This is a genomic window from Lacihabitans sp. CCS-44, from assembly GCF_024343735.1.
Classification (GTDB): domain Bacteria; phylum Bacteroidota; class Bacteroidia; order Cytophagales; family Spirosomataceae; genus Leadbetterella.
The window spans coordinates 14,019-35,047 of sequence record NZ_RJUE01000001.1 but is presented as its reverse complement, the minus strand read 5'-3'; the positions used below and the strand labels follow the sequence as shown (position 1 = coordinate 35,047).

The window sequence follows — 21,029 nt, the reverse complement described above, 5'->3', positions numbered from 1 at the left end:
TTTTGCTAAATATGATAGAAGCTAGAAAAGTAAATTTTGAATATTCTGATATTTTTTCCTTAAAAAACATAAATCTTAAAGTTGAAAAGGGGAAAATTCTGGGAATTATAGGCCAAAGCGGTTCTGGAAAAACGACTTTACTAAAAATGTTGGCAGGTCTAAAAGATCCGAGTTCTGGAGCTGTTTATCTGAATAATATAGCTTTAGAGCCGCCTTCTAAAAAACTGATTGCTGGCCATAAACAGATAAAGATGGTAACGCAGCAAAATACACTCTTTCCCAATATTTCGATTGCTGAAAACATAGCCTATGAGTTGAGATATTTTGAAAAAAAATATCAATCTCAACGCGTAAATAAACTTTCTAAGGATTTAAATATCAGTCATTTATTGACAAAATTTCCAAGGGAGTTGTCAGGCGGAGAAATCCAGAGAGTAATGTTGGCCAAAGCCATTGCTGACGAGCCGTTGGTATTGTTGTTAGACGAGCCTTTTGCCAATCTTGACCCCATCATTAAGAAAAAAGTTTTGATTAACTTACAATCGGTGCTTCGCAAGGAATCTATTGCTTGTATTTTTGTGACACACGATATTCATGATGCTTTTGGTTTGGTCGACGAACTTTTTATTCTCAAAAACGGCAGAATGGTTCAGAAGGGAACCTCAGAAGTAATTTATAATTCGCCCAAAAATAAATATGTAGCCCTACTCACAGGCGATGGCTTTTTAATAAATATTGCTGGGAAAGAATCCTTTGTGAGGGCTGAAAATATCGAAATAGATTCAGGAGGTGAATACGAAGCTACTGTAACCAATAATATTTTTAAAGGAGCTTTTTATGAAATAATTATAGATTTTCAGGCAACAACTATTTATTGCTTGAGTAAAAAGCCTTTTCTGGTTGGTCAAACACTTAGGTTTAACCTCACCTCAATCATCCACTTTGATTAATATAGAACTGCTGTTTCTTCCATAACCATTGTAATCAAGCCCATAGCCCACTACAAACTGATTTTGAATCTCAAATCCCACATAATCGAGCTGAATAGGCACAAGCATTGCCTCTGGTTTGTGTAGCAGCGTGGCAACTGAAATACTGGCTGGATTATGAATTTCCAGTGTTTTCATTAAAAAATCTAGGGTACGACCTGTGTCAACTATGTCCTCCAATATAACCACATGGCGGCCTTCAATAGGTTGATTCAGACCTATCAATTCTTTCATTTTACCAGTAGATTCAGTGTTTTGATAAGAATGGATTTTTAAAAAACTTACTTCGCAAGGTATGGTGAGTTTCTTGAAAATATCTGCTATAAATAGAAATGAACCGTTCAAAATCCCTAAAAATACAGGGTTCTTACCTTTAAAACGCTCATTAAGTTTTTCTGAGATATCGTCAACTCTTTCTTGTATTTGTTCGCTTGTGATTAATTCTTTGAATTTTAAATCCAGTACCTCTACCATGTTTTAGTTTTTCATGTAAAATAAAATAATATTTTGTTAAGATTACTTTTTTTGACAAATGAAATTTCAAAAATCTCTAATTTTGTCATACAATTATTAGCAGTTCTATTTCGTTTTTTACAAAAATATACATATTGAAAAAAGGCTTTTTATTTATTATTCTTGTTTGTTCTCATTTCATTTCAAATGCCCAATTGTTTTCTTTTTTAAATTCAAAAGAAAAACCTAAAGCTGAAATGTTATTGCTCGATAGAGGTGTGCAGATCAGCACTACTGCTGCCGTTAATAACATGTACAACTTTAATTTTACGGAGGCTGAGAAAGAATATAAGTGGCTCAAGGTAAAATATCCAGAACATCCGCTAGGGGATTTTCTTTTGGGACTAAACGAATGGTGGAAAATAGTGCCCGACACCAAGCAGGAACGTTTTGATGAGCAATGCCACGCCTACATGGATGACGCCATAGATAAGGCTGACGAAATGTTTGATGAAAACAAAAAGAACAAAGAGGCGGCATTTTTTCTGTCTGCTGCTTATGCCATAAAAGGTAGACTATATGCAGAGAGGGAAAAATGGGTAAAATCTGCTTGGGCGGGTAAGCAGGCCATTAAATACCTAGATTACAGTAGGGGAGAAGAGAATATAAATCCTGAGTTACTTTTTGGCGATGGTGTGTACAACTATTATTCAAAGTGGATTCATGATAATTATAAATCTTTAAAGCCACTACTTACTTTTTTTAGGAAAGGAGATAAGGGTTTAGGAATTAGGCAGTTGGAAAATGTGGCAAATAATGCTTTTTATTCAAGGATGGAAGCTAGGTATTTTCTCATTCAGATATACGCAGCGGAGAATCAATCGGCAAAATCATTGACTATGGCTCGTCAAATGCACACCCTCTATCCCAATAATTCGTTTTTTCATAGATATGTAGCTCGCAATAGTTTTGCTCTTGGAAGATTAGACGAAGCAGAGATTTACGCCAACGAATTGATGGCGAGGTTGGAAGAGAAAAGTTATGGATATGGTGACAATGACGGTAGATATTCGGCTTATATTTTGGGTTATGTAAACCAAAACTATAAGCACAACGATACCCAAGCCAAGTTCTTCTACCAAAAATGTATCAATTACTCTTTGAGCAATAATACCAAAGAATCAGGCTATTATGTTGCTTCTAACATGGCCTTGGGCAATATTGCTTTGAAAGAGAATGAAAATAAGGCGGCGGTTGAATATTTTGCCGAAGTCTTGAAGAATTCAGAGAAAAATTCGAATTCGTATAAGCAAGCTAAAAAAGCATTGGAAGACCTTACCAAGAGGTTAAAGGCACAAAAAAAAGGGAAAAAGTAAATTTTCCCTTTTTGTATATCAAAATCTTCTGATTTCAAGGAATAGGAAGAACTTTCGTGTTTTTGAAAGTTGACAATATAACCATGGTTTGTGTGCTGGCCACCACTTCAATTTCATTTATAGTTTCCATTATTAAAGTCTGATAAGAAGCTATGTCTCTGGCAATTACTTTCAGTAAGAAATCGCAAGATCCTGTAACGTGATGACATTCAATGATTTCGGGTACTGCTTCTATGGTTTTTACGAAGGACTCCGTGATTGATTTTCTATGACCAGACAAGGTAACTTGAACAAAAGTCATTACACCTAAGCCCACTTTTTCTCTATCTATTTGAGCATGATAGCTTTCAATAATACCTGTATTTTCAAGTTTTTTTACCCTTTCCAAAGTTGGTGCAGGAGAAAGGCCAATTTCTTTGGAAAGTTGAGCGTTTGTTATTTTTCCGTTGCTCTGGAGTATTTCTAAAAGTTTGTGATCAATTTGATCTAATTTACCGACAGCCATTGATTTGTTTGATTGATGATTTCAGAATTTTATTCTGTGTAAAGATACTATTTTATATTAAAATTTTAAATTATTTAAATAAACTTCTTTTTTAATGGTATTTAGGAGATGTTATTTGTGTAAATAATAATATTTTAAATAAAAATATTACAAAAACCCTCACTAAAGTGAGAGTTCAATTTGGGGATCCCAGTAGATTTTGGAGAAATTTTGAATCTTGTCTGCTACTATTTCTATGCCTTCTGCTTCTAAAAGCTCTTGCATTAGTGTTGGACTTTCAAAGTGGAATTTTCCAGTTAATATACCGTTGCGATTAACCACTCTATGGGCGGGTACATCATGAAGTCCATGAGCAGCGTTCATAGCCCAACCCACCAACCTTGCTCCAGTACTTAAGTATTTGGCAATAGCTCCATAACTGCTTACTCTGCCTTCTGGAATGAGTTTTACTACCTCATAAACCTCTTCAAAGCTTTGCATCTTCGATTTCTTTGACCAATTGATTGTACCAGTTTTCGCCATAGGCTCTTATGAGCGGCTCTTTTAAAAACTTATAAACTTCAACGCCGAGCTTGTCACCTAATGTACAAGCGTCGGAGCAGATGCTCCATCGGTCATAATTTATTGCATGGTAGCTTTCATACTTCGTGATTCGTATGGGGTATAAGTGGCAAGAAATTGGCTTTTTGAAATCTATAACTCCGTCGTTATATGCTTGTTCAATGCCACATTGTAAGATTCCTTTTTTATCATAGACAGCGTAAGCACATTCTTTTTCATCGATTGTGGTGGTAGAATAGTCTCCTTCCCAATCCTTGATGTATTTGCCTTGTTCTTCTATGGCTTTTATGCCTTCTGGCGATAAATAGGGTTTTATTTTTTCGTAAATTTCCTCGAGAATGGGCAACTCAACATCCTCTAGAGGAGCCCCAAGGTCGCCTTCAACACAACAAGCACCTTTGCATTTTTCTATGTCACATACAAAAAACTTCTCTGCTACATCGTCACTTATGCAAGTGTCTTCGATTAAGATCATTTCTTTATAATAATTTTTGAACCAAGCATGATTTCATTATCAGCCATGTTGTTCCATTTCTTTATGTCATTTACGCTAACATCGTATTTTCTAGAAATACTATATAATGTCTCTCCTTTAGTCACAGTATGAGATGTACTGCCTGAATTGCTAACGGGTTTCTTGACCTCTGTAACAGGCTCTTTGCCAATTACAGCATTTGATGTTTTCTTGTTCGAAACTAGCAACTTCTGACCTAAATTTATGCTATTTCCAACAATGTTATTCCATTCTTTAATTTGCGAAACTGAAACATCATATTTTTTAGAAATACTGAAAAGTGTCTCACCAGAAGTTACCACATGGGTTTGTGGTTTCGCCGTAGTTGGTTCTTTTACGATTGGCTTAGGTTTCACTAATTCCTCTTCTCCAATTGGTTCATCAGAGATTGGTTTTTTCGTAGGGGTTTTGGCAATTCCCTCGTCTTTTGTAACTATCGTAGATGAGCCTATGGTTAATAATTGATTGGCTTTTATACTCGCCGTGCTACTCATGCTGTTCATTTTGCGAAGTTCATCAACGGTTAAATTATACCGTTTAGCAATCGAGAACATCGTTTCTCCTGGTTTTACCATATGTTTGGTATTTACTACCTTAGTGGTTGATTTTGTCTCACTGGTAGTCACGATAGGTGGTTTGTTTGCAGAGGTATTCTTTGGTTCAAATAAGTCATCATTGACCTTTAGACCATCTGACTTATTGTCAATCGTTTTTTCAGTTTTAATAACCTCAGGTAACTTTGTTACTTCAGTTTTTGGACTGTCTATTACGGTTTCAGGTTGAACTCCTTTCGGCGTTTCTTTTACTATTTCTTTCGGTTTTTCGATAACCTCTGGCATTTCTTTCCTTACTGGAGGCGTATTGATAACCACCTCTTCCTTTTTCGTGTAATCTTCTTTTATTGGCAATTTGTCCTCATCCTCTATCGCCTCCCTGATGACTTCTACAGGCTCATTTTTAGGTCTAGTTTTTTGCAGCCATATAACTCTTCCAGGTTGTAGTTTTTCTGATTTTTTCATTCGGTTGTATTTCAGAAGATACTTTAACCCAACACCATATATTTGAGAAACATCCCAGAGTGTTTGGTTTCCGCGTACAGTGTGAAATTGAGTTGCTGCTTTTTTGCTTTTTTTCTGCAAATAATAAATACTACCTTCTTTGGTTAAGTCTTTGTCTGTCATGTCATTATATGACAAGAACTTCCCAATTTTCATTTTAGCTTTTGCTGATAACTGTGCTACTTCTTCTCCAGATTGAGCTAAAATACCCTTTTTGCCATTTATTTCGTAATAAACAGGATCGTCAGGGGAAGTAGAAACCATCGTAATTCTTTTCAGTTGAGGAAAACCAACATCAATTTTGTTGGCGTCAACTCTTTTTTGAATCTTATTGGTAATTTCTTCAATATCTTCAATTCTTGAAAGAATAAGGACATTGTATGCCTTATCTTCAGGAATATTTGGAGCATACAACCATGGATTATATTTGCGAATTTCGGCAATGTCAGTGGTAAGTTCCACGGCAATTTCTGCTAAAGATTTTCCTTTGGTGGAATATTCAACGAATTTTTTTGGAGAGTCTTTCAGCCTATTTAACCGGTGTTCGAATGCTATTCTATGAGCAAGAGCTTTTATCAAGTAAGGGTCTGTATTCTCATCAAACTTTACTTCGCTAGCAAATGACCATTCTGGATTTATCTTATTTGATGCTCCTTCTACGCCCATATTGTAAGCCATCATACATGATAGCCAATTTTTAAAAATGAGATTGTGACGTTTGAGGTATAAAGCGGCAGCTTTTGTTGACAGAAAGATATTTTTTCTATCGTCTTGCTTGCTGTCTACTTTTAATCCTACTTCTTTTGCCGTTGCTTCTTTGAATTGCCAAAAACCGACGGCATTCGAACTAGAAATAGCCTCAGGGAGTAGTGAACTTTCCAAAACAGCTATATACTTCATGTCTTCTGGAATATCTTCTTCTTCCAAAATTTTCTCAATAATTGGAAAATACCACTGCATTCTTTCCAATTTTTGTTCAAGAAATTTATTTTGTGGTGTTAGCAAAGAGGTTATTTCGGCATTTAAGGCTTTCAAGGCTTCAGGATTGAGTTCAATGAGAATATTGGCAAACTCAACTTTTTTTGGAGCCTCCGGTATGCTAATTTGTGTCTGGGCTGCAGCCAAGAAGATGATTGGGTAGATAAAAAAGAAAGCTAAAATTTTTTTCATTTTCATTTTATTTTTCTTGAGACAAATAATCCGTCTCTTATGGGTAAAAGCACTTTAATAGTTCTGTTGTCGTTTTGAACGTGTATGTTGAATTCTCTTAATAATTTTGTGGTGGAATCTTTTTTTGATGCATCGGTCACTTTACCATCCCAAAGCACATTATCACTAATTACTAAGCCTCCAATGTTAAGTTTTTCTATCGCCAAATCGTAATATTTAATATAATTTAACTTGTCAGCATCAATAAAGACTAAATCAAAATTACAATCTAGTGTAGGAATTACTTCTAATGCATTGCCAATTTTAAGATCGATTTTACTGCTTAGTCCGGCCAGTCTTATATTATTTTTTATTTTTGTTTCAAATTCTTCGTTGGCTTCAATTGTAACCAATCGACCATTTTTAGCTAAGCCTTCTGCCAAGCAAATGGCCGAATAGCCTACAAAGGTACCAATTTCAAGTATGCTTTGAGGCTGTAAAATTTGCGAAATCATTGAAAGCAACCTTCCTTGCAAATGTCCAGATAGCATCCTTGGTTTTAATAAGTTAGCATGTGTATCTCTACTTATTGTTCTCAAGACATCTGGTTCAAAACTGCTGTGATTTTCACAATATTGGTACAACTGTTCATTTGTTGTATTCATCTGTATGCAAAAATAAAAATATTATTTTGTAAATTCCAAATTTATTATTTATATTATATTTTCAGAAAATAATGAAAATTACTTTATATTAAAAAAGCCTCGAAAGGCTTTCTTAATATAATTTATAATGTTCTTTTAAGCTCTCTAATTTCAAAGCTCTCAATGATGTCATCCATCATGATATCATTAAAGTTTTTGATACTCAATCCACATTCATAACCATTTTTAACTTCTGCAACGTCGTCTTTGAAACGTTTCAATTGAGCTATTTCACCCTCATGAACTACGATACCTTCACGAATGATTCTAACTTTGTTGTTACGTTTTACATAGCCATCTGTTACATAACATCCTGCTATGGTGCCCACTTTGCTGATTTTAAATACTTCTCTTACTTGGATGTTACCAGTAACTACTTCTTCTTCTTTTGGAGCCAGCATGCCTTCCATGGCCGCTTTTATTTCATTTATGGCGTCATAAATGATTGAATATAATCTGATTTCGATTTGCTCGGCATCGGCTATTTTTCTTGCATTGTTTGAAGGTCTCACTTGGAAACCAATAACTATTGCATCGGCAGCAGAAGCTAATGTTACGTCTGATTCAGATATTTGACCAACTGCTTTGTGTACAATATTAACTTGCACCTCGTCTGTTGATAGTTTCAATAGTGAATCTGACAAAGCCTCAACCGAACCATCCACGTCACCTTTAACAATAACGTTAAGTTCTTTAAATGTTCCAATCGCTTTTCTTCTGCCAATCTCATCCAATGTGATGTGTTTCTTAGCTCTGATACTCATCTCACGGTTAAGTTGTTCACGCTTGTTCGCAATTTCACGAGCTTCTCTGTCTGACTCCATGATATTGAACTTATCACCCGCTTGCGGTGCACCGGGAAGTCCCAATATTTGCACGGGTTGAGAAGGGCCAGCTTCTTTTACTCGCTCGCCTAATGAGTTTACTAAGGCTTTTACTCTACCAAAGTATTGACCAGCCAACATGATATCTCCAATTTTCAAGGTGCCGTTTTCTACCAATATCGTAGAAACATAACCTCTGCCTTTGTCAAGAGAGGCTTCTATGACAGTACCAAATGAGTTTCTGTTTGGATTTGCTTTTAGTTCGAGCAATTCAGCTTCTAATAAAACTTTATCCAATAATTCGTCAATACCGATTCCAGATTTAGCAGAAACTTCTTGCTCTTGATATTTACCCCCCCAGCTTTCTACTAGTATGTTTTCTTTGGCTAAGTCTTCTCTAATTTTGGCAGGATTGGCGTTTGGTTTATCAATCTTGTTGAAGGCAAATACGATAGGTACACCTGCATTCTGGGCATGGTTAATAGCCTCTTTCGTTTGCGGCATTACACTATCGTCGGCTGATATTACAATGATTACTACGTCAGTTACTTTGGCTCCTCTGGCTCTCATGGCTGTAAATGCCTCGTGACCGGGGGTGTCAAGGAATGTTATAGATTTTCCTTTATTGTCTCCTTCTTTTATGGTTACAGAGTATGCTCCAATATGCTGCGTAATTCCACCAGCTTCACCTGAAGCTACTTTGGATCTTCTGATATAATCAAGTAATGATGTTTTACCGTGGTCAACGTGTCCCATAATAGTTACAATAGGTGCACGGTGTATTAAATCTTCTTCTTTGTCTATGGCTACTTCTGTATCAAATGATACCTCTTCCTCAGCTGAAATAAATTCTACATCAAAATTAAATTCTAATGCAATCATTTGAATTGTTTCAGCATCTAATCTTTGGTTAATAGATGCAAAAATACCCATCTTCATACAGCTGGCTATAACTTCTGTAACCGTTACATTCATCAACGAAGCTAGCTCCGAAGCTGATATAAATTCGGTCACTTTTAGAGTACCGCTTTCTTCCAGTTCTTGTTGGTCTAAAGCATCTTGGGCTTCAGCACGGTTTCTACGTTTTTCTTTACGATATTTAGAACCAAACTCATTGCCTTTATTCTGCATCTTAGAGATGGTAGTCTTGATGTTGTCTTTTACATCGTCTTGAGACACCGACTCTTTTCTATTTCCGCCTTTTTTGAAGTCTTTCTTGCCTCCAGTGTTTCCTCCAGTTCCTTGATTCTGGTTTGGAGCAGTGGTTGGTTTGTTGTCCACGTTGGCCCCGCCTCCTGTAAATGGTGGCTTAGTTCCGCCAGTATTAGGTGTATGGGGAGCATTAGGTGTATTTGGCCTGTTTGGTCCAACAGCTTTAGGGTCTTTTCTGAAATTCTCGAAATTAGATTTTGTAGTATCTCCTACTTTTTCTCCACCAACAATTACCCTTTTTCTTTTTCTTTTTTGCTTTAATTCCTCTTTTGTGAGAGGCTTACGTTCAACAGGAAGTTCTATTTTGCCTAGTACCTTTAATCCTTGAAGTTTATCCCCTTGAGCTTTAATGAGCTTCGGTGGTAGGATTTCTTCAATTTTATCTTCTTCAATAACAATTTTAGGTTTCGGAGTTTCTTCTTTTTCCTCAAATACCTCATCGATGATTTTCTCTAAAAATGGAGTTTCTAACCCAAGTGTTTCTTCTTTGGTCTCTACTTTTGGAGTCTCTATCTTAGGCTCTATTTTAGGCTCTATTTTTATCTCTTCCTTTATGATAACAACTTCAGGTACAACTTCAATAGGTTTGGTAACCTCTATTGGTTTTACTTCAACTAGTGGTGCAGGTTTTACTTCAATTATAACTGGTGCAATCACTGTAGGCTCCTCAACTACTATTGGTATAACTGGTTCGGGCTTTGTCTCAACCTTTGGTTCTTCCTTTATAATCTCTGGTTCAGCATCTATCGGAATAATTTTGGCCGGTCCTTTGCTATTGAGGTCAATTTTGCCCAGAACTTTAGGGCCTTGAAGATTGTGTTCTATTTTAATTATTTCAGGCTCTTCGGGCTCTTCTCTAAAATACAAGATTTCATCACTAGACCTAGTTGATGACAATGATTCAGTTGGTGAAACAGATGAAGAACCGCCACCCATTTCTCCTAGAAGTTCAGGAGCATGTAGTTCTTTTGATAAAACCTCAAGTAAGTCAAATGAAAGTTTGGCGTTGGGATTATTATCAATACGATGCCCTTTTGAGCTGAGAATCTCAATAATGGTAATTGTACCTACGTTAAGTTTCTTGGCCGCTTGGCTAAGTCGCATCATTTTTTCTTCTGCCATAAATATTTCTTAAATTTTATAAAAACAATTGTAATTTGTTGTGGTCTAGTGTTTTACATATCAATCAAATTCTTTTCTTAGGATATCTAGTACTTCATCAACAGTTTCTTCTTCAAGCTCAGTTCTTCTCACTAAATCAGCCTTGCCTATCGTCAATACAGACTTGGCGGTGTCTAGTCCGATTTTTCTGAACTCTAACAATATCCACTCGTCTATTTCGTCAGTAAATTCCATTAAGTCTACATCTTCCTCTTCTACCACTCCTTCGATGTCTCTAAATACATCAATTTCTAATCCGATAAGCTTGCTAGCCAATTTGATGTTTAATCCACCTTTACCGATTGCTAACGAAACTTGATCTGGCTTAAGGAAAACCGAAACTCTTTCATTGTTTTCGTTGATTCTGATGTTACTGATTTTCGCTGGGCTTAGTGATCTTGAAATCAATAGGTTTGTATTGTCAGTCCATTGAATAACGTCAATGTTCTCGTTTTCAAGTTCTCTAACTATAGAGTGAATTCTAGAACCTTTCATACCCACACAAGCACCCACTGGATCTATTCTGTCATCGAAAGACTCTACAGCTACCTTAGCTCTTTCACCCGGCTCTCTTACAATCTTTCTGATAGAAATCACGCCGTCTTGAATCTCAGGAATTTCCAGTTCAAACAAACGCTCCAAAAACACAGGTGAAGTTCTCGAAAGTGTAAGTTTTGGATTTCCGTTGTTGATTTCCACTTTATGTATAATTGCTCGTATACTAGTGCCTTTTCTGAATCTATCTTTTGGTATTTGCTCTCCTTTTGGAAGTGAAAGCTCATTGCCTTCTTCGTCCATACAGATTACTTCTTTACCCAATATTTGATAAACGTCGACTATAACTAATTCTCCGACTTGGTCTTTGTATTGATCAAAAAGCATTTCTTTTTCAAGATCCTTTACTTTTTGGATCAATGTCTGACGAGCAGTTTGTACAATTCTTCTACCGAAGTCTTCGATTTTTACTTCTTCAGCTACTTCTTCACCAATCTCAAAGTCAGGCTCTATTTTTTTAGCTTCTGTCAAAGGAATCTTATCTGTATCCCAAATGTCTTCGGAGTTATCGTCAACAATTTCTCGGGTTCTCCACATCTCTAAATCACCACTTTCGGCATTTAGGATTATGTCAAAGTTGTGATCATCTCCATAGGCCTTACGAATCATGGTTCTAAGCACATCCTCAAGGATGGCTATCATGGTTGGCCTGTCGATGTTTTTTTCTCTTGCAAACTCAGCAAACGATTCAATTAAATCTCCACTATGCATACGTGTCTATGTTTTATTTAAATGAAATGACAACTTTAGCCTCCTTGATGTTTTCAATCAATAAAGTTACCGTTTCAGGTTTTATTTTCTTTTTTGCTTCTGGTTCTATGGTTATTTTTCCGTCAGAAACTTGGGTGAGCATTCCTTTTACTTCGCTCAAATCTTCCAAAGTTACTTTTAAAGTTCTTCCTATGTTCTTGGTATATTGTCTTTCAAATTTCAAAGGGCTATCCGCACCTGGAGATGAAACTTCCAAGACAAAGGCAATGTCGATGATTTCTTCGAGTTCAATACCAAGCTGACGACTAACATCACCACATGCATCTATTGAAATGCCCTCATCAGAATCGATAAATACGGTTATTTTTTTTCTGATTTTGGAGTCGGAAACAACAACATCTACTAAGTAATAATCCGTGGTGGATATTATTTCGTCTAAAAATTTAATTACTGCTTCTCTAAGAGCCATCTAAAAACCTACAAATCTAAAGTTATTACCAACAAAAAAGGAGGTTTTATACCCCCTCATTCTTCTTTTCGATGCAAAATTAGTCTATTTTTTGGTAAATTCCATATATTATTTAAAAAAAACAATTTAAAATATTCCATTTATAAGGCTGAATATTATCACTTTATTATCGCCAAAATTTATTTAGTTTAAAAAAGGGAATGTATTGGTTTTTTAAATGAAATAAAGTGTGTTAAGTAATTAGCAAGTTATTCATTTGGACTAAATAAAATATAGAGTTTTGTAGTTTTTTGAAAATCATGTTTTTATGCCTTACTTTATTTATATTTTAAAGCATATTGGCTATTATTGCACCATCATTTCAATGTAATTGTTATTGGGCTTAATCAATTTCATAAAAAAATTCTTCTTTCTGATCAATATTAGCTTTGGTCTGTATTCGCTATTGGTTTATCAATTGGTTTTTTCTGCTGATATCAGACATTGGTTGGGCGGTTTCTTAATGTTGACTTTCCCATTGGTTTTGTTGGGGCATTTGTTCTTTTTTTTGGTGTGGATTATTGGTAAATCACCCAAAGCTTTGCTTTCTTTATTTATGCTGCTGATAACCTACTCAGTTTTTGATAGAACATTGAAAATCAACCCTCCAGATATAAAACCCAATCCGCCGTTTTCTTTTTCGTTACTCAGCTACAACCTTATGTATGGTGATTATCATCAGTTTGTTTTAAAAAAGAACGAAGTTTCTGCAAGAGGTCTATCGAATGTTTTGGACACTTTGACGGCCGATATTAAGTGTTTTCAGGAAATGTATAATACTGAAAAATACCATGAATTTGATTTGCTAAGGCGTATTTCAAAACGAAATGCTTATTACGTGTACATGCATTCCAACACGGACAATAACAAAGGGCAGGGAGCTATTGGTTTAGCTATTTTTAGTAGATTTCCGATAATATCGAAGAAAGAGTTGTATTGGCCACCTAACAACAATGGAGTGCTTTCGGCTGATATAGTGGTGGGTAAAGACACCATTAGAGTTATAAATGCTCAGTTAAAGTCTATGGGGATTCGAGTTCAGAAGATTTTAAAGGAAGATAATAAAATAGATAAACAAGAGACACGAAATGTATTAAGCAAGCTAAAAGGTGGCTTTGAGGATAGAGGTTTACAGGTGAATTTACTAGAAAACTGGATAGAGGAAAGTCCTTATCCAGTTATTTTGGCTGGAGATTTTAATGAGTTGCCTTACGGGTATGCTTATGGGAGAATAAGGAAAAAACTCAGCAATGCTTTTGAAGAAACTGGTTTTGGTTTTGGTTTCACCTATCACAAAGTGTTGAGTTTTTTGCGAATAGACAATCAGTTTTTTGACGATAAAAGAATAGAAAATATTGATTTTTTGACGGTTTCGAATGTGCCTTTTTCAGACCATTATCCTATAAAAGCCTGGTATTTAATGAAATAAAATTGCCTTTTATGAAAAGAATTCAAAGTATAGATTTTGCCAGAGGTTTGGTGATGGTCATAATGGCTTTAGACCATGTGAGAGATTTGATGCATACCAATGCATTTACACAAGATCCCACGGATTTGAATACTACTACCCCCATTTTGTTTTTTACTCGATGGATAACTCATCTTTGTGCCCCTACATTCGTGTTTTTATCAGGAGTTTCAGTTTACATGTCTTTTGAGTCGAGTAAAAACTTGGATGAAGTGCGAAGTTTTTTGTTTAAGAGAGGATTGTGGCTTCTGTTGTTGGAAATTACAGTTGTGAATTTTGGAATTTGGTTTGATATTCACTTTCAGACTATTATGTTTCAAGTGATTGGAACAATAGGCTTTGGGTTTGTTTTATTGAGTCTTTTATTGAAATTCACCACTTCTTACATAGGTAAAATCGGATTTTTACTATTGATATTGTATCCATTATTGGCTTTGATTCCTTTTTCTGATGGCATTCGAAATTCAGCTGGAATTTTGTTTTTCCCGGCCCTTATACCTATTGGGGAAAGTTTCACATTTTTTATGTCCTATCCTCCCTTTCCTTGGTTGGCTATTATGATGCTCGGTTTTGGCTTTGGACGTTTGTTTTTAGACAAAAACAACAAAGCACTTTTTCTAAAGTATGGTTTAATTTTCTTAGCGTTATTTTTGATTTTGAGGGCTGTTGACATTTATGGAGACCCAGCACATTGGTCTGTGCAAAAGACTCCAGTTTACACACTATTGTCGTTCTTTAATGTTTCAAAATACCCACCTTCGCCTTTGTATTTTTTTGTAACAATAGGTGTGGTTTTCTTAAAAATGTGGTGGGCTGAAGGGCGAAGTAACAAACTGATTGAAATATTGAAAGTATATGGAAAAGTACCGCTATTTTATTATCTGATCCATTGGTACGTCGTGCACCTGACAATGTTTGCCATAGTTTTTGCTAAAGGTTATACAGTGTCTGACTTGGTTTTTGGGCCATTTAAATTTGGGCGACCAGAGACTGGTGGGGGAGTTTCGCTGCCTTATGTGTATCTTATTTGGTTGGCAATCGTGGTATTGATGTATCCTTTGTGTAAATGGTACGGAGCTTATAAAGAGGCGAATAAATCAAAAGCTTGGCTGAGATATTTATAAAAAAAATACATCCTTGATGCCAAGGATGCATTTTTTACTAAAAGCTAATCAACTCATTACAATTTTTACTTCTTTTCCGGTGTTGGCTGCTTTTTTGATAGCATCTAGGATAATCATATCTTTCAGTCCTTCTTCTCCGGGAGTTAAAATAGGTTTATTGTTCAAAATGGCATCCGCAAATCCATCCATTTGATAAGCTTGATGATGGACTATCGGGAAATCCATTGGGCCTTTTGAGGTGGTTCCTTTAAGTGGACCATAGTCATAGGCTGGTGACATGCTTAGACTGCCTTTTTCATAATGGATAGACAATTCATGGGCATTGGTGGCATACGAGCTCATCCCACTTGCAATAGCACCACTCGGAAATTTCAACTGCCATAAAATAGTTTCTTCGATGTCTCTGTAAACCTCAGGTTCTGTTTTAATGGCTTGGGCAGTAACCGAAATTGGCTCTTCACCTGTGGCGTATCTACTGGCGTTTATGCAGTAGATACCTACGTCCATTAAAGCTCCGCCACCCGACCATTTGTTGTTCATTCGCCAAGCCTTGAGGTCACGGTTTCTCCAGGCAAACTTGGTTTCAATAAATTTAGGTTTGCCAAAATCTTTGTCTTTGGCTAGTCGCATGACTTCATTGGTAAATGGTTCATAGTGAAGTCTGTATCCTACGCCAAGTTTTACTTTCTGGCTTTTGCAATAGGCTATCATTTCACGAGCTTGCTTGGCATCCATCGACATTGGTTTTTCGGTGATTACATGTTTACCGGCTTTGGCCGTACGCATAACGTATTCGGCGTGCATAGAATTGGGCAAAACTACATAAACTACATCCACATCTGGATTGTTGGCTATGGTATCGAAATTTTGATAATTATAAATGTTTTTATCAGCCAAATTGTATTTTTCTTTCCATTTAGCGGCTTTTTCTGGCGAGCCAGTTACAATGCCTACTAATTCACAATTTTTAGATTGAGCCAAGCCCGGAGCCAACTGGTTGGTAGCATAATTTCCTAATCCACAAAGAACTATACGCAGTTTTCGGTCAGTAGTGATAGGGTAGGCCTGTAAGTTTTGAGCGGCCAAAGGTACCAAAACACCCGAAGCGGCTAAGTTTCTTAAAAAATCACGTCTAGAGTTTTTCATTTTTTATTTGAAGGGTTGAAATAATAATTAAAAGTAAGAAAAATAATCGAGAGTAATATAATTCAAAATACCCACTAAAACCCAATCCTCTTCTTCCCACCGCCACTCTTCCCTTCATAATACTCTTTGAGTTTTTCCAATTCAAATACATAACCGCCGCTGAGAATCGGGAAGCGGGTCCAGCTGCGTGGGTCAAGGTTGTGCGTGTCGAGGTGGAAACCTGGGGCATAACGCTCTCGTTTCCATTGGTTTCTGCTCCAAAGTTTGAAGAAACGGTTCGTCCAATTGTAGAGGTCTTCTCGGCTGTATTGGTTTTCGTAGAATTTCTCCAAGTTTTTGAAGCACTCCAAGGGTGATTTTTTGTCTCTGATGGCCAACTGCTCTATGTGGTTAAGCACTTTGTATGGCATTAGGTCTTTTTCGTCGGTTTGTTTGTTGTCTTTTGGTCTTAGTTCGGCAGTGGGTTGTAAGTCGTTTACGTATTTCAAGCCTTCTATTTTTATGTGTTTGCCTTTTACTTCACAGCCTGTTTTTTCTAGCCAAATCAGCCAAGTTCTTAACCAATCTTTGTCAATTCCAGCTATTGGGCTGATGCTACCCGCTGTGTCACCGTCCATGGTGCAGTAGCCTACAGCCACTTCTGAGCGGTTGGAGGTAGCCAAAAGCAAGTGATTGTGTAGATTGGCGAGCATCCAAACACCTGGGGCACGCACACGAGCTTGTATGTTTTGCATCGGTATGTCGTCAGTAGCCCAACTCAGTTTTCGGCCAATTTGGTCTTCTATCAAATGGGTGTAACTATCCACCAAGCCATTGATGTTGATTTTCATGAACTGTGCCCCAATGGATTCTGCCAAGTTTTTAGCTGAATTCAGGGTGTCATCCGAGCTGTTTTCTGTTCCTTGGTAGATGGTCAATATCAGTTTTTTGGTCAGTTCTTCTATAGTTTTGGTATTTTTTACCTCTGGTATGTAGCTGAGCTTTTCTTTAAATGCTTCAAAGCCGATGCTTTCATCGCCAAGTCTTACCATTAAGCCACACAAAGCCGTGCAAGCACAAGAATCCGCACCACCAGAAAGAGAAATGGTGAATCCAAACGAGCGAGATTTTCGGAGATAATCGAAAAGTGCCAAACTTACTGATCTTGAAAATTCTTCTTCTTTTAATGAACCTCCTTTTTCAAAAGCCTCCATTTCGGCAAAAGTAGTGTTAGGGATTTCAGAATAAGTCAGCTCAAAATTTGACTGAATAAGTTTGAGGTCTGTGGGTAGGTTTGATTTTATTTTGGCTTGCTCTATCTTGTTTTTGCCAATGTCGACTATTGCTGAGGTCAAAGTGAAATCAGCGTAACTAAAACGCTGACTTGAAGCAAGTACGTCACCACCTGAGCAAACCATGGCATCTCCATCAAAAATCAATCTTCCTGCTTCGTTACCCAGCAAATTGGTATAAACATACGCACAACAAAAAGCACGAGAAGCATCTGTAACCAATTGCTCACGAATCTTAAACTTATGAAATCCAAATGGACTAGCACTAGGGTTAAGGATAATATCCACGCCTTTGTCGAAATGTCTCACCGCAGGCCTGTTGGCCACCCAGCCATCTTCACATATTTCAAGACCAATTCTGATGTTGTCAAAGCTAAATACTAAATCTCCAACTGGATATTTTATGCCTTTTATGCTGATTTCTGAGGTTTGACCTGCCTTCCATCTATGAAACCAACGGTCTTCGTAAAATACTCCGTAATTGGGTAGGTGCTGCTTGCAAACAAAGCCCAATATTTGCCTATTGGCTATCACACAAGATGAGTTATATATTTTATTGTTGACCCATATCGGTAAACCCACGCACGTTATTATATCGGAAGTTTGGTCTACAATGTCTTCTAATATTTCTAAAGATAACTTGAATACGTCAGGCGAATAGAAAGCATCTTCGCAGCCATAGCTGGTTATGCATAACTCTGGCAAACAAAGTACTTGGATATTTTGTGCCTTTGCTCTCTCTATTGCATCCAGTATATTGTTTTTGTTTCCAATCCAGTCGAGCGGAGTTTGGTTCAACGCGGCAGCTCCCACTTTCACTAATTCCATGCTTGTGTTTTAATTTGATTCAAAATTAAAAAAATAAAAGATAAATATTAATTTTTTGAATTTATCCTCAATAATTCCTTCAAGAGAAACAAAAACGGTAGATTTAAATGTATCCGTTTGATAAGTATTATTGATTTTAATAAAATATTATTTTACGGTATTGTTTTGGTATTAAGTACTTAATATTAAGTACTTTATTTCTTTTAAAATGAATTGATTTATGTCAATTTCAGCAAATCGCGTTGTGACAGTTTAGAAATTATTCGTCTATATTTGCAATTGATTTATATCAATTCTAATGCAAACTTATTAAATAACTATTAAATAAAGCACTTGTATGCACGTTACAATTTCTGAGAGACCAACTGAAGTAAAAGGATTAAAGTACACAACAACAAAACCCAAAAACACAGCTACATCAAGTACTTTTGCTGGATGTTATAATATGGAAAAGATTGGTAAAAAACAGTTCTGTTTCGTTTTTGATAGAGGAATAGAATTTTAAGAATATTAGAAAGAAGGGTGAAAAAAATCACCCCCTTTGCTTAGCTATTGAGTGAAAACTTTTGAAAAGCCGTTTTTGTATGAATTTATAAAAACACAGGTCGTTAAATAAAAAAACTAGGATAATGAGATAAGCACTTGGATTGAGAAAAAAACACTTCGACATTTCCCTTTTTGACATTTGCAAATTTAATTAGGAAAACACTTTCCAAAATCGGGAAAGTCGAAGTGAATTTTTTTGGCGTCTCACACCAAACAATTAAATGAGAATTTCATGCCAAGCGATTGGCATGTTTTTTTTTTGATAATTATGCGAACCAATATTGGTTCGAAATCCCCAATAAATACAAAAAGTGGATACATTATGTATCCACTCAATGGTTTTACTACCTCTTAGTAATTTTTTCAGAATTTCATTTTACTTCAAATTGGCGTATCCTTTCGATAATCTTTCAAGAAATTGTCATCTAATGGTACGTTTATTGACGAATTCAATGAAGCTCAAAAACAGCTTCAATTTCCACGGTTATTCGCCCAGGTAAAGAGCCCATTCCCACCGCACTTCTAACTCCAATTCCATTTTCCTCTCCAAATATCTCGGCAAATAGTTCGCTACAACCATTTATAACATAAGGATGTGTTCCAAAATCTGGATGAGCGTTCACCATTCCCAATACTTTTATTACACGTTTTATCCTATTTAGAGATCCAAGATTTTTCTTTAAAGTTGCCAATATGGTAAGGCCCACTTGGCGAGCGGCTTGTTTACCGTATTCTTGGTCTACATCCAGTCCTACTTTGCCTACAAATTGGCTACCGTCAGGTAGATTTGGGCCATGGCCAGACACATAGGCCATATTACCTACTATTAAAATAGGTTTGTAAACCCCAGCTGGTGCTGGAGCTTCTGGTGTTTCATTTACAAATGCTTCAAATTTGATGTCTGCTGTCATATTATTTGGTCTAATACCAACACGCCCAGAAGTCCAATAATAGAAACTATGGTTTCCATAATACTCCAAGTTTTGATGGTGTCTTTTATGCTTAAATTAAAATATTCTTTGAATAACCAAAATCCTCCGTCATTGATGTGCGAAAACATCAAGCTACCTGAGCCAATCGCTAAAACCATTAATTCTGGAGATAAGCCTGATTGGGCTTGAATCATTGGCAAGAGTACGCCTACCGCAGTGAGGCCAGCGATAGTTGCAGAACCAATACAAACTCTGATTAAGGCTGCTATAGCCCAACCCAATATCAATGGATTTAGGTCCACATTTAACAATAAACCTGCTATATATTTACTGGTACCACTGATGATAAATATTTCTTTCAATGCTCCTGAACCAGCTATAATGAGTAGAATAGGAGCTACATTTTTGAAAGCCTCTTCAAGAAGTTTGCCAACCTGAGGCATTGTTTTGCCTTGTTTTATTCCTAAGAAATAAACCGCCACCAATACTGATATTAGTAAACTGAAATTCGGCTCAATCAATAAATGGATTTTGAAATTATCTTTCATCATTTGAGAGAAAGCATTGAAGCTTTGCTCCAAACTATCTGGCAGAATACCCAAAATAAGATTATACCATAAGGAGTAAGTCAATAAAAACACAGGTAAAAGGGCTACGAAAAAACTTATAGAGACACTTGGAGTGTTTTTGATTTCAACTTTTTCACTTGCAAAAAGACTCGTGTTTATCTCGGGTTTGTATTTTTTAAGTGTACTGCCAAACATCGGTCCAGCCACAGCAATGGCGGGTATGGCTACCATAATGCCATAAAACAACGTTTTCCCAAGGTCAGCATTTAACTGGGTAGCTATTGCCGCCGGCGATGGATGTGGAGGTAAATATCCGTGAGCAACTGACAAGGCAGACAGCATAGGGATGCCCACATACAAAATCGGGAGTTTTGTTGATTGAGAAATTGCAAAAATTAGAGGAATAACAATTACAAAGCCAGCATTGTAGAACAATGGCAGACCAATTATAAAACCTGCAAGTGCCAAGCCCCAGGTAAGGTATTTATCTTTGAAAACCGACACAATCTTGTTGGTAATCTGTTCCGATGCTCCACTGGAGGCGACGAGTTTACCCAGCATGGCTCCAAAGCCAATGATCAAGGTTAGCTCTCCTAAAGTACCACCAACTCCATTTTGTATGGCTTTAGAGAGAACTGGGACTTCTAGCTGATTTGCTAATCCTAAACCTATAGCAACAAGTATAAAGGAAATGAAAGTGTCGAGTTTGACAACAGAAACCAGCAGTATCAATACCAAAATGGCAACGAGCGTGAGTAATAAAGGCATTTTTTTAAATTAGGGTTGAAATAGGGAAGCAATAATAAAGAAAACCTTTGATATTATTGAGATTGTTACAAAAAAAAGAGGAGCAAAAGCTCCTCTT

17 protein-coding genes are annotated in these 21,029 nt (G+C 36.5%); 4 read left to right on the top strand and 13 right to left on the bottom strand.

The annotated features are described in order from the left end of the window. The first annotated feature begins 11 nt into the window (after window positions 1–11). Window positions 12–950: an ABC transporter ATP-binding protein gene (locus tag EGI26_RS00150; RefSeq protein ID WP_255075529.1), complete on the top strand. Its 939-nt coding sequence runs from the start codon at window positions 12–14 to the stop codon at window positions 948–950. On the opposite strand, the gene hpt is transcribed toward EGI26_RS00150, so the two are convergent. Further along, window positions 930–1,463, bottom strand: coding sequence for a hypoxanthine phosphoribosyltransferase (gene hpt, locus EGI26_RS00145; RefSeq protein ID WP_255075528.1), 534 nt, complete (start codon window positions 1,461–1,463; stop codon window positions 930–932). The genes EGI26_RS00150 and hpt overlap by 21 nt on opposite strands. Window positions 1,464–1,699: 236 nt before the next feature. Between hpt and EGI26_RS00140 the strand changes: the two genes are divergently transcribed. Continuing rightward, complete coding sequence (locus tag EGI26_RS00140; protein ID WP_255075526.1) at window positions 1,700–2,818, top strand: lipopolysaccharide assembly protein LapB; 1,119 nt, start codon at window positions 1,700–1,702, stop codon at window positions 2,816–2,818. A gap of 34 nt (window positions 2,819–2,852) precedes the next feature. Here EGI26_RS00140 and EGI26_RS00135 read toward each other — a convergent pair whose 3' ends face one another. The 8 genes from EGI26_RS00135 to rimP all read right to left on the bottom strand — a co-directional run bounded on the left by EGI26_RS00135 (window position 2,853) and on the right by rimP (window position 12,241). Continuing rightward, window positions 2,853–3,323, bottom strand: a complete 471-nt coding sequence (locus EGI26_RS00135; protein ID WP_255036351.1) for an Lrp/AsnC family transcriptional regulator — start codon at window positions 3,321–3,323, stop codon at window positions 2,853–2,855. A gap of 162 nt (window positions 3,324–3,485) precedes the next feature. Further along, window positions 3,486–3,803, bottom strand: coding sequence for an MGMT family protein (locus tag EGI26_RS00130; protein WP_255075523.1), 318 nt, complete (start codon window positions 3,801–3,803; stop codon window positions 3,486–3,488). After that, the gene (locus EGI26_RS00125) at window positions 3,790–4,359 is read right to left on the bottom strand and encodes a DUF3109 family protein (protein WP_255075522.1); all 570 of its coding nucleotides are present in this window, start codon (window positions 4,357–4,359) and stop codon (window positions 3,790–3,792) included. The genes EGI26_RS00130 and EGI26_RS00125 overlap by 14 nt, the downstream gene beginning before the upstream one ends. After that, complete coding sequence (locus EGI26_RS00120) at window positions 4,356–6,626, bottom strand: LysM peptidoglycan-binding domain-containing protein (protein ID WP_255075520.1); 2,271 nt, start codon at window positions 6,624–6,626, stop codon at window positions 4,356–4,358. The genes EGI26_RS00125 and EGI26_RS00120 overlap by 4 nt, the downstream gene beginning before the upstream one ends. A gap of 2 nt (window positions 6,627–6,628) precedes the next feature. Next, complete coding sequence (locus tag EGI26_RS00115; RefSeq protein ID WP_255075518.1) at window positions 6,629–7,270, bottom strand: O-methyltransferase; 642 nt, start codon at window positions 7,268–7,270, stop codon at window positions 6,629–6,631. A gap of 122 nt (window positions 7,271–7,392) precedes the next feature. Beyond that, window positions 7,393–10,467 carry a translation initiation factor IF-2 gene (gene infB, locus EGI26_RS00110; protein WP_255075517.1) on the bottom strand — a complete coding sequence of 1,025 codons (3,075 nt, stop codon included), beginning with the start codon at window positions 10,465–10,467 and terminating at the stop codon, window positions 7,393–7,395. Window positions 10,468–10,527: 60 nt separating this feature from the next. Continuing rightward, complete coding sequence (gene nusA / locus EGI26_RS00105; RefSeq protein WP_255075516.1) at window positions 10,528–11,772, bottom strand: transcription termination factor NusA; 1,245 nt, start codon at window positions 11,770–11,772, stop codon at window positions 10,528–10,530. Between the two features lie 13 nt (window positions 11,773–11,785). Continuing rightward, window positions 11,786–12,241 (bottom strand): ribosome maturation factor RimP, encoded by a 456-nt coding sequence (gene rimP / locus EGI26_RS00100; protein WP_255075514.1) that lies wholly within the window; start codon window positions 12,239–12,241, stop codon window positions 11,786–11,788. A gap of 376 nt (window positions 12,242–12,617) precedes the next feature. Between rimP and EGI26_RS00095 the strand changes: the two genes are divergently transcribed. Together EGI26_RS00095 and EGI26_RS00090 are read left to right on the top strand one after the other, a co-directional pair. Then, window positions 12,618–13,709, top strand: coding sequence for an endonuclease/exonuclease/phosphatase family protein (locus EGI26_RS00095; protein ID WP_255075513.1), 1,092 nt, complete (start codon window positions 12,618–12,620; stop codon window positions 13,707–13,709). 11 nt (window positions 13,710–13,720) lie between these two features. Continuing rightward, the gene (locus tag EGI26_RS00090; RefSeq protein ID WP_255075511.1) at window positions 13,721–14,872 is read left to right on the top strand and encodes a DUF1624 domain-containing protein; all 1,152 of its coding nucleotides are present in this window, start codon (window positions 13,721–13,723) and stop codon (window positions 14,870–14,872) included. Between the two features lie 48 nt (window positions 14,873–14,920). Here EGI26_RS00090 and EGI26_RS00085 read toward each other — a convergent pair whose 3' ends face one another. From EGI26_RS00085 to EGI26_RS00070, 4 genes are all read right to left on the bottom strand, one after another. Then, window positions 14,921–16,018: a Gfo/Idh/MocA family protein gene (locus EGI26_RS00085; protein WP_255075510.1), complete on the bottom strand. Its 1,098-nt coding sequence runs from the start codon at window positions 16,016–16,018 to the stop codon at window positions 14,921–14,923. Between the two features lie 74 nt (window positions 16,019–16,092). Further along, entirely contained in the window at window positions 16,093–18,117 is a 2,025-nt protein-coding gene (gene nadE, locus EGI26_RS00080; RefSeq protein WP_255075508.1) for an NAD(+) synthase, read from the bottom strand. Window positions 18,118–19,112: 995 nt separating this feature from the next. Further along, the gene (locus EGI26_RS00075; RefSeq protein ID WP_255075507.1) at window positions 19,113–19,574 is read right to left on the bottom strand and encodes a RidA family protein; all 462 of its coding nucleotides are present in this window, start codon (window positions 19,572–19,574) and stop codon (window positions 19,113–19,115) included. After that, a complete protein-coding gene (locus EGI26_RS00070) occupies window positions 19,571–20,932 on the bottom strand; it encodes a gluconate:H+ symporter (protein WP_255075505.1) in 1,362 nt (453 codons plus the stop codon). The genes EGI26_RS00075 and EGI26_RS00070 overlap by 4 nt, the downstream gene beginning before the upstream one ends. Window positions 20,933–21,029 lie beyond the last annotated feature (97 nt).

Coding starts and splice junctions, on each gene's coding strand:
- infB (WP_255075517.1), bottom strand. CDS start 10,467: ATGGCAGAAGAAAAAATGATGCGACTTAGCCAAGCGGCCAAGAAACTT.
- nusA (WP_255075516.1), bottom strand. CDS start 11,772: ATGCATAGTGGAGATTTAATTGAATCGTTTGCTGAGTTTGCAAGAGAA.
- EGI26_RS00120 (WP_255075520.1), bottom strand. CDS start 6,626: ATGAAAAAAATTTTAGCTTTCTTTTTTATCTACCCAATCATCTTCTTG.
- EGI26_RS00070 (WP_255075505.1), bottom strand. CDS start 20,932: ATGCCTTTATTACTCACGCTCGTTGCCATTTTGGTATTGATACTGCTG.
- EGI26_RS00130 (WP_255075523.1), bottom strand. CDS start 3,803: ATGCAAAGCTTTGAAGAGGTTTATGAGGTAGTAAAACTCATTCCAGAA.
- nadE (WP_255075508.1), bottom strand. CDS start 18,117: ATGGAATTAGTGAAAGTGGGAGCTGCCGCGTTGAACCAAACTCCGCTC.
- EGI26_RS00125 (WP_255075522.1), bottom strand. CDS start 4,359: ATGATCTTAATCGAAGACACTTGCATAAGTGACGATGTAGCAGAGAAG.
- EGI26_RS00115 (WP_255075518.1), bottom strand. CDS start 7,270: ATGAATACAACAAATGAACAGTTGTACCAATATTGTGAAAATCACAGC.
- EGI26_RS00150 (WP_255075529.1), top strand. CDS start 12: ATGATAGAAGCTAGAAAAGTAAATTTTGAATATTCTGATATTTTTTCC.
- EGI26_RS00075 (WP_255075507.1), bottom strand. CDS start 19,574: ATGACAGCAGACATCAAATTTGAAGCATTTGTAAATGAAACACCAGAA.
- hpt (WP_255075528.1), bottom strand. CDS start 1,463: ATGGTAGAGGTACTGGATTTAAAATTCAAAGAATTAATCACAAGCGAA.
- EGI26_RS00085 (WP_255075510.1), bottom strand. CDS start 16,018: ATGAAAAACTCTAGACGTGATTTTTTAAGAAACTTAGCCGCTTCGGGT.
- EGI26_RS00140 (WP_255075526.1), top strand. CDS start 1,700: ATGTTATTGCTCGATAGAGGTGTGCAGATCAGCACTACTGCTGCCGTT.
- EGI26_RS00090 (WP_255075511.1), top strand. CDS start 13,721: ATGAAAAGAATTCAAAGTATAGATTTTGCCAGAGGTTTGGTGATGGTC.
- rimP (WP_255075514.1), bottom strand. CDS start 12,241: ATGGCTCTTAGAGAAGCAGTAATTAAATTTTTAGACGAAATAATATCC.
- EGI26_RS00135 (WP_255036351.1), bottom strand. CDS start 3,323: ATGGCTGTCGGTAAATTAGATCAAATTGATCACAAACTTTTAGAAATA.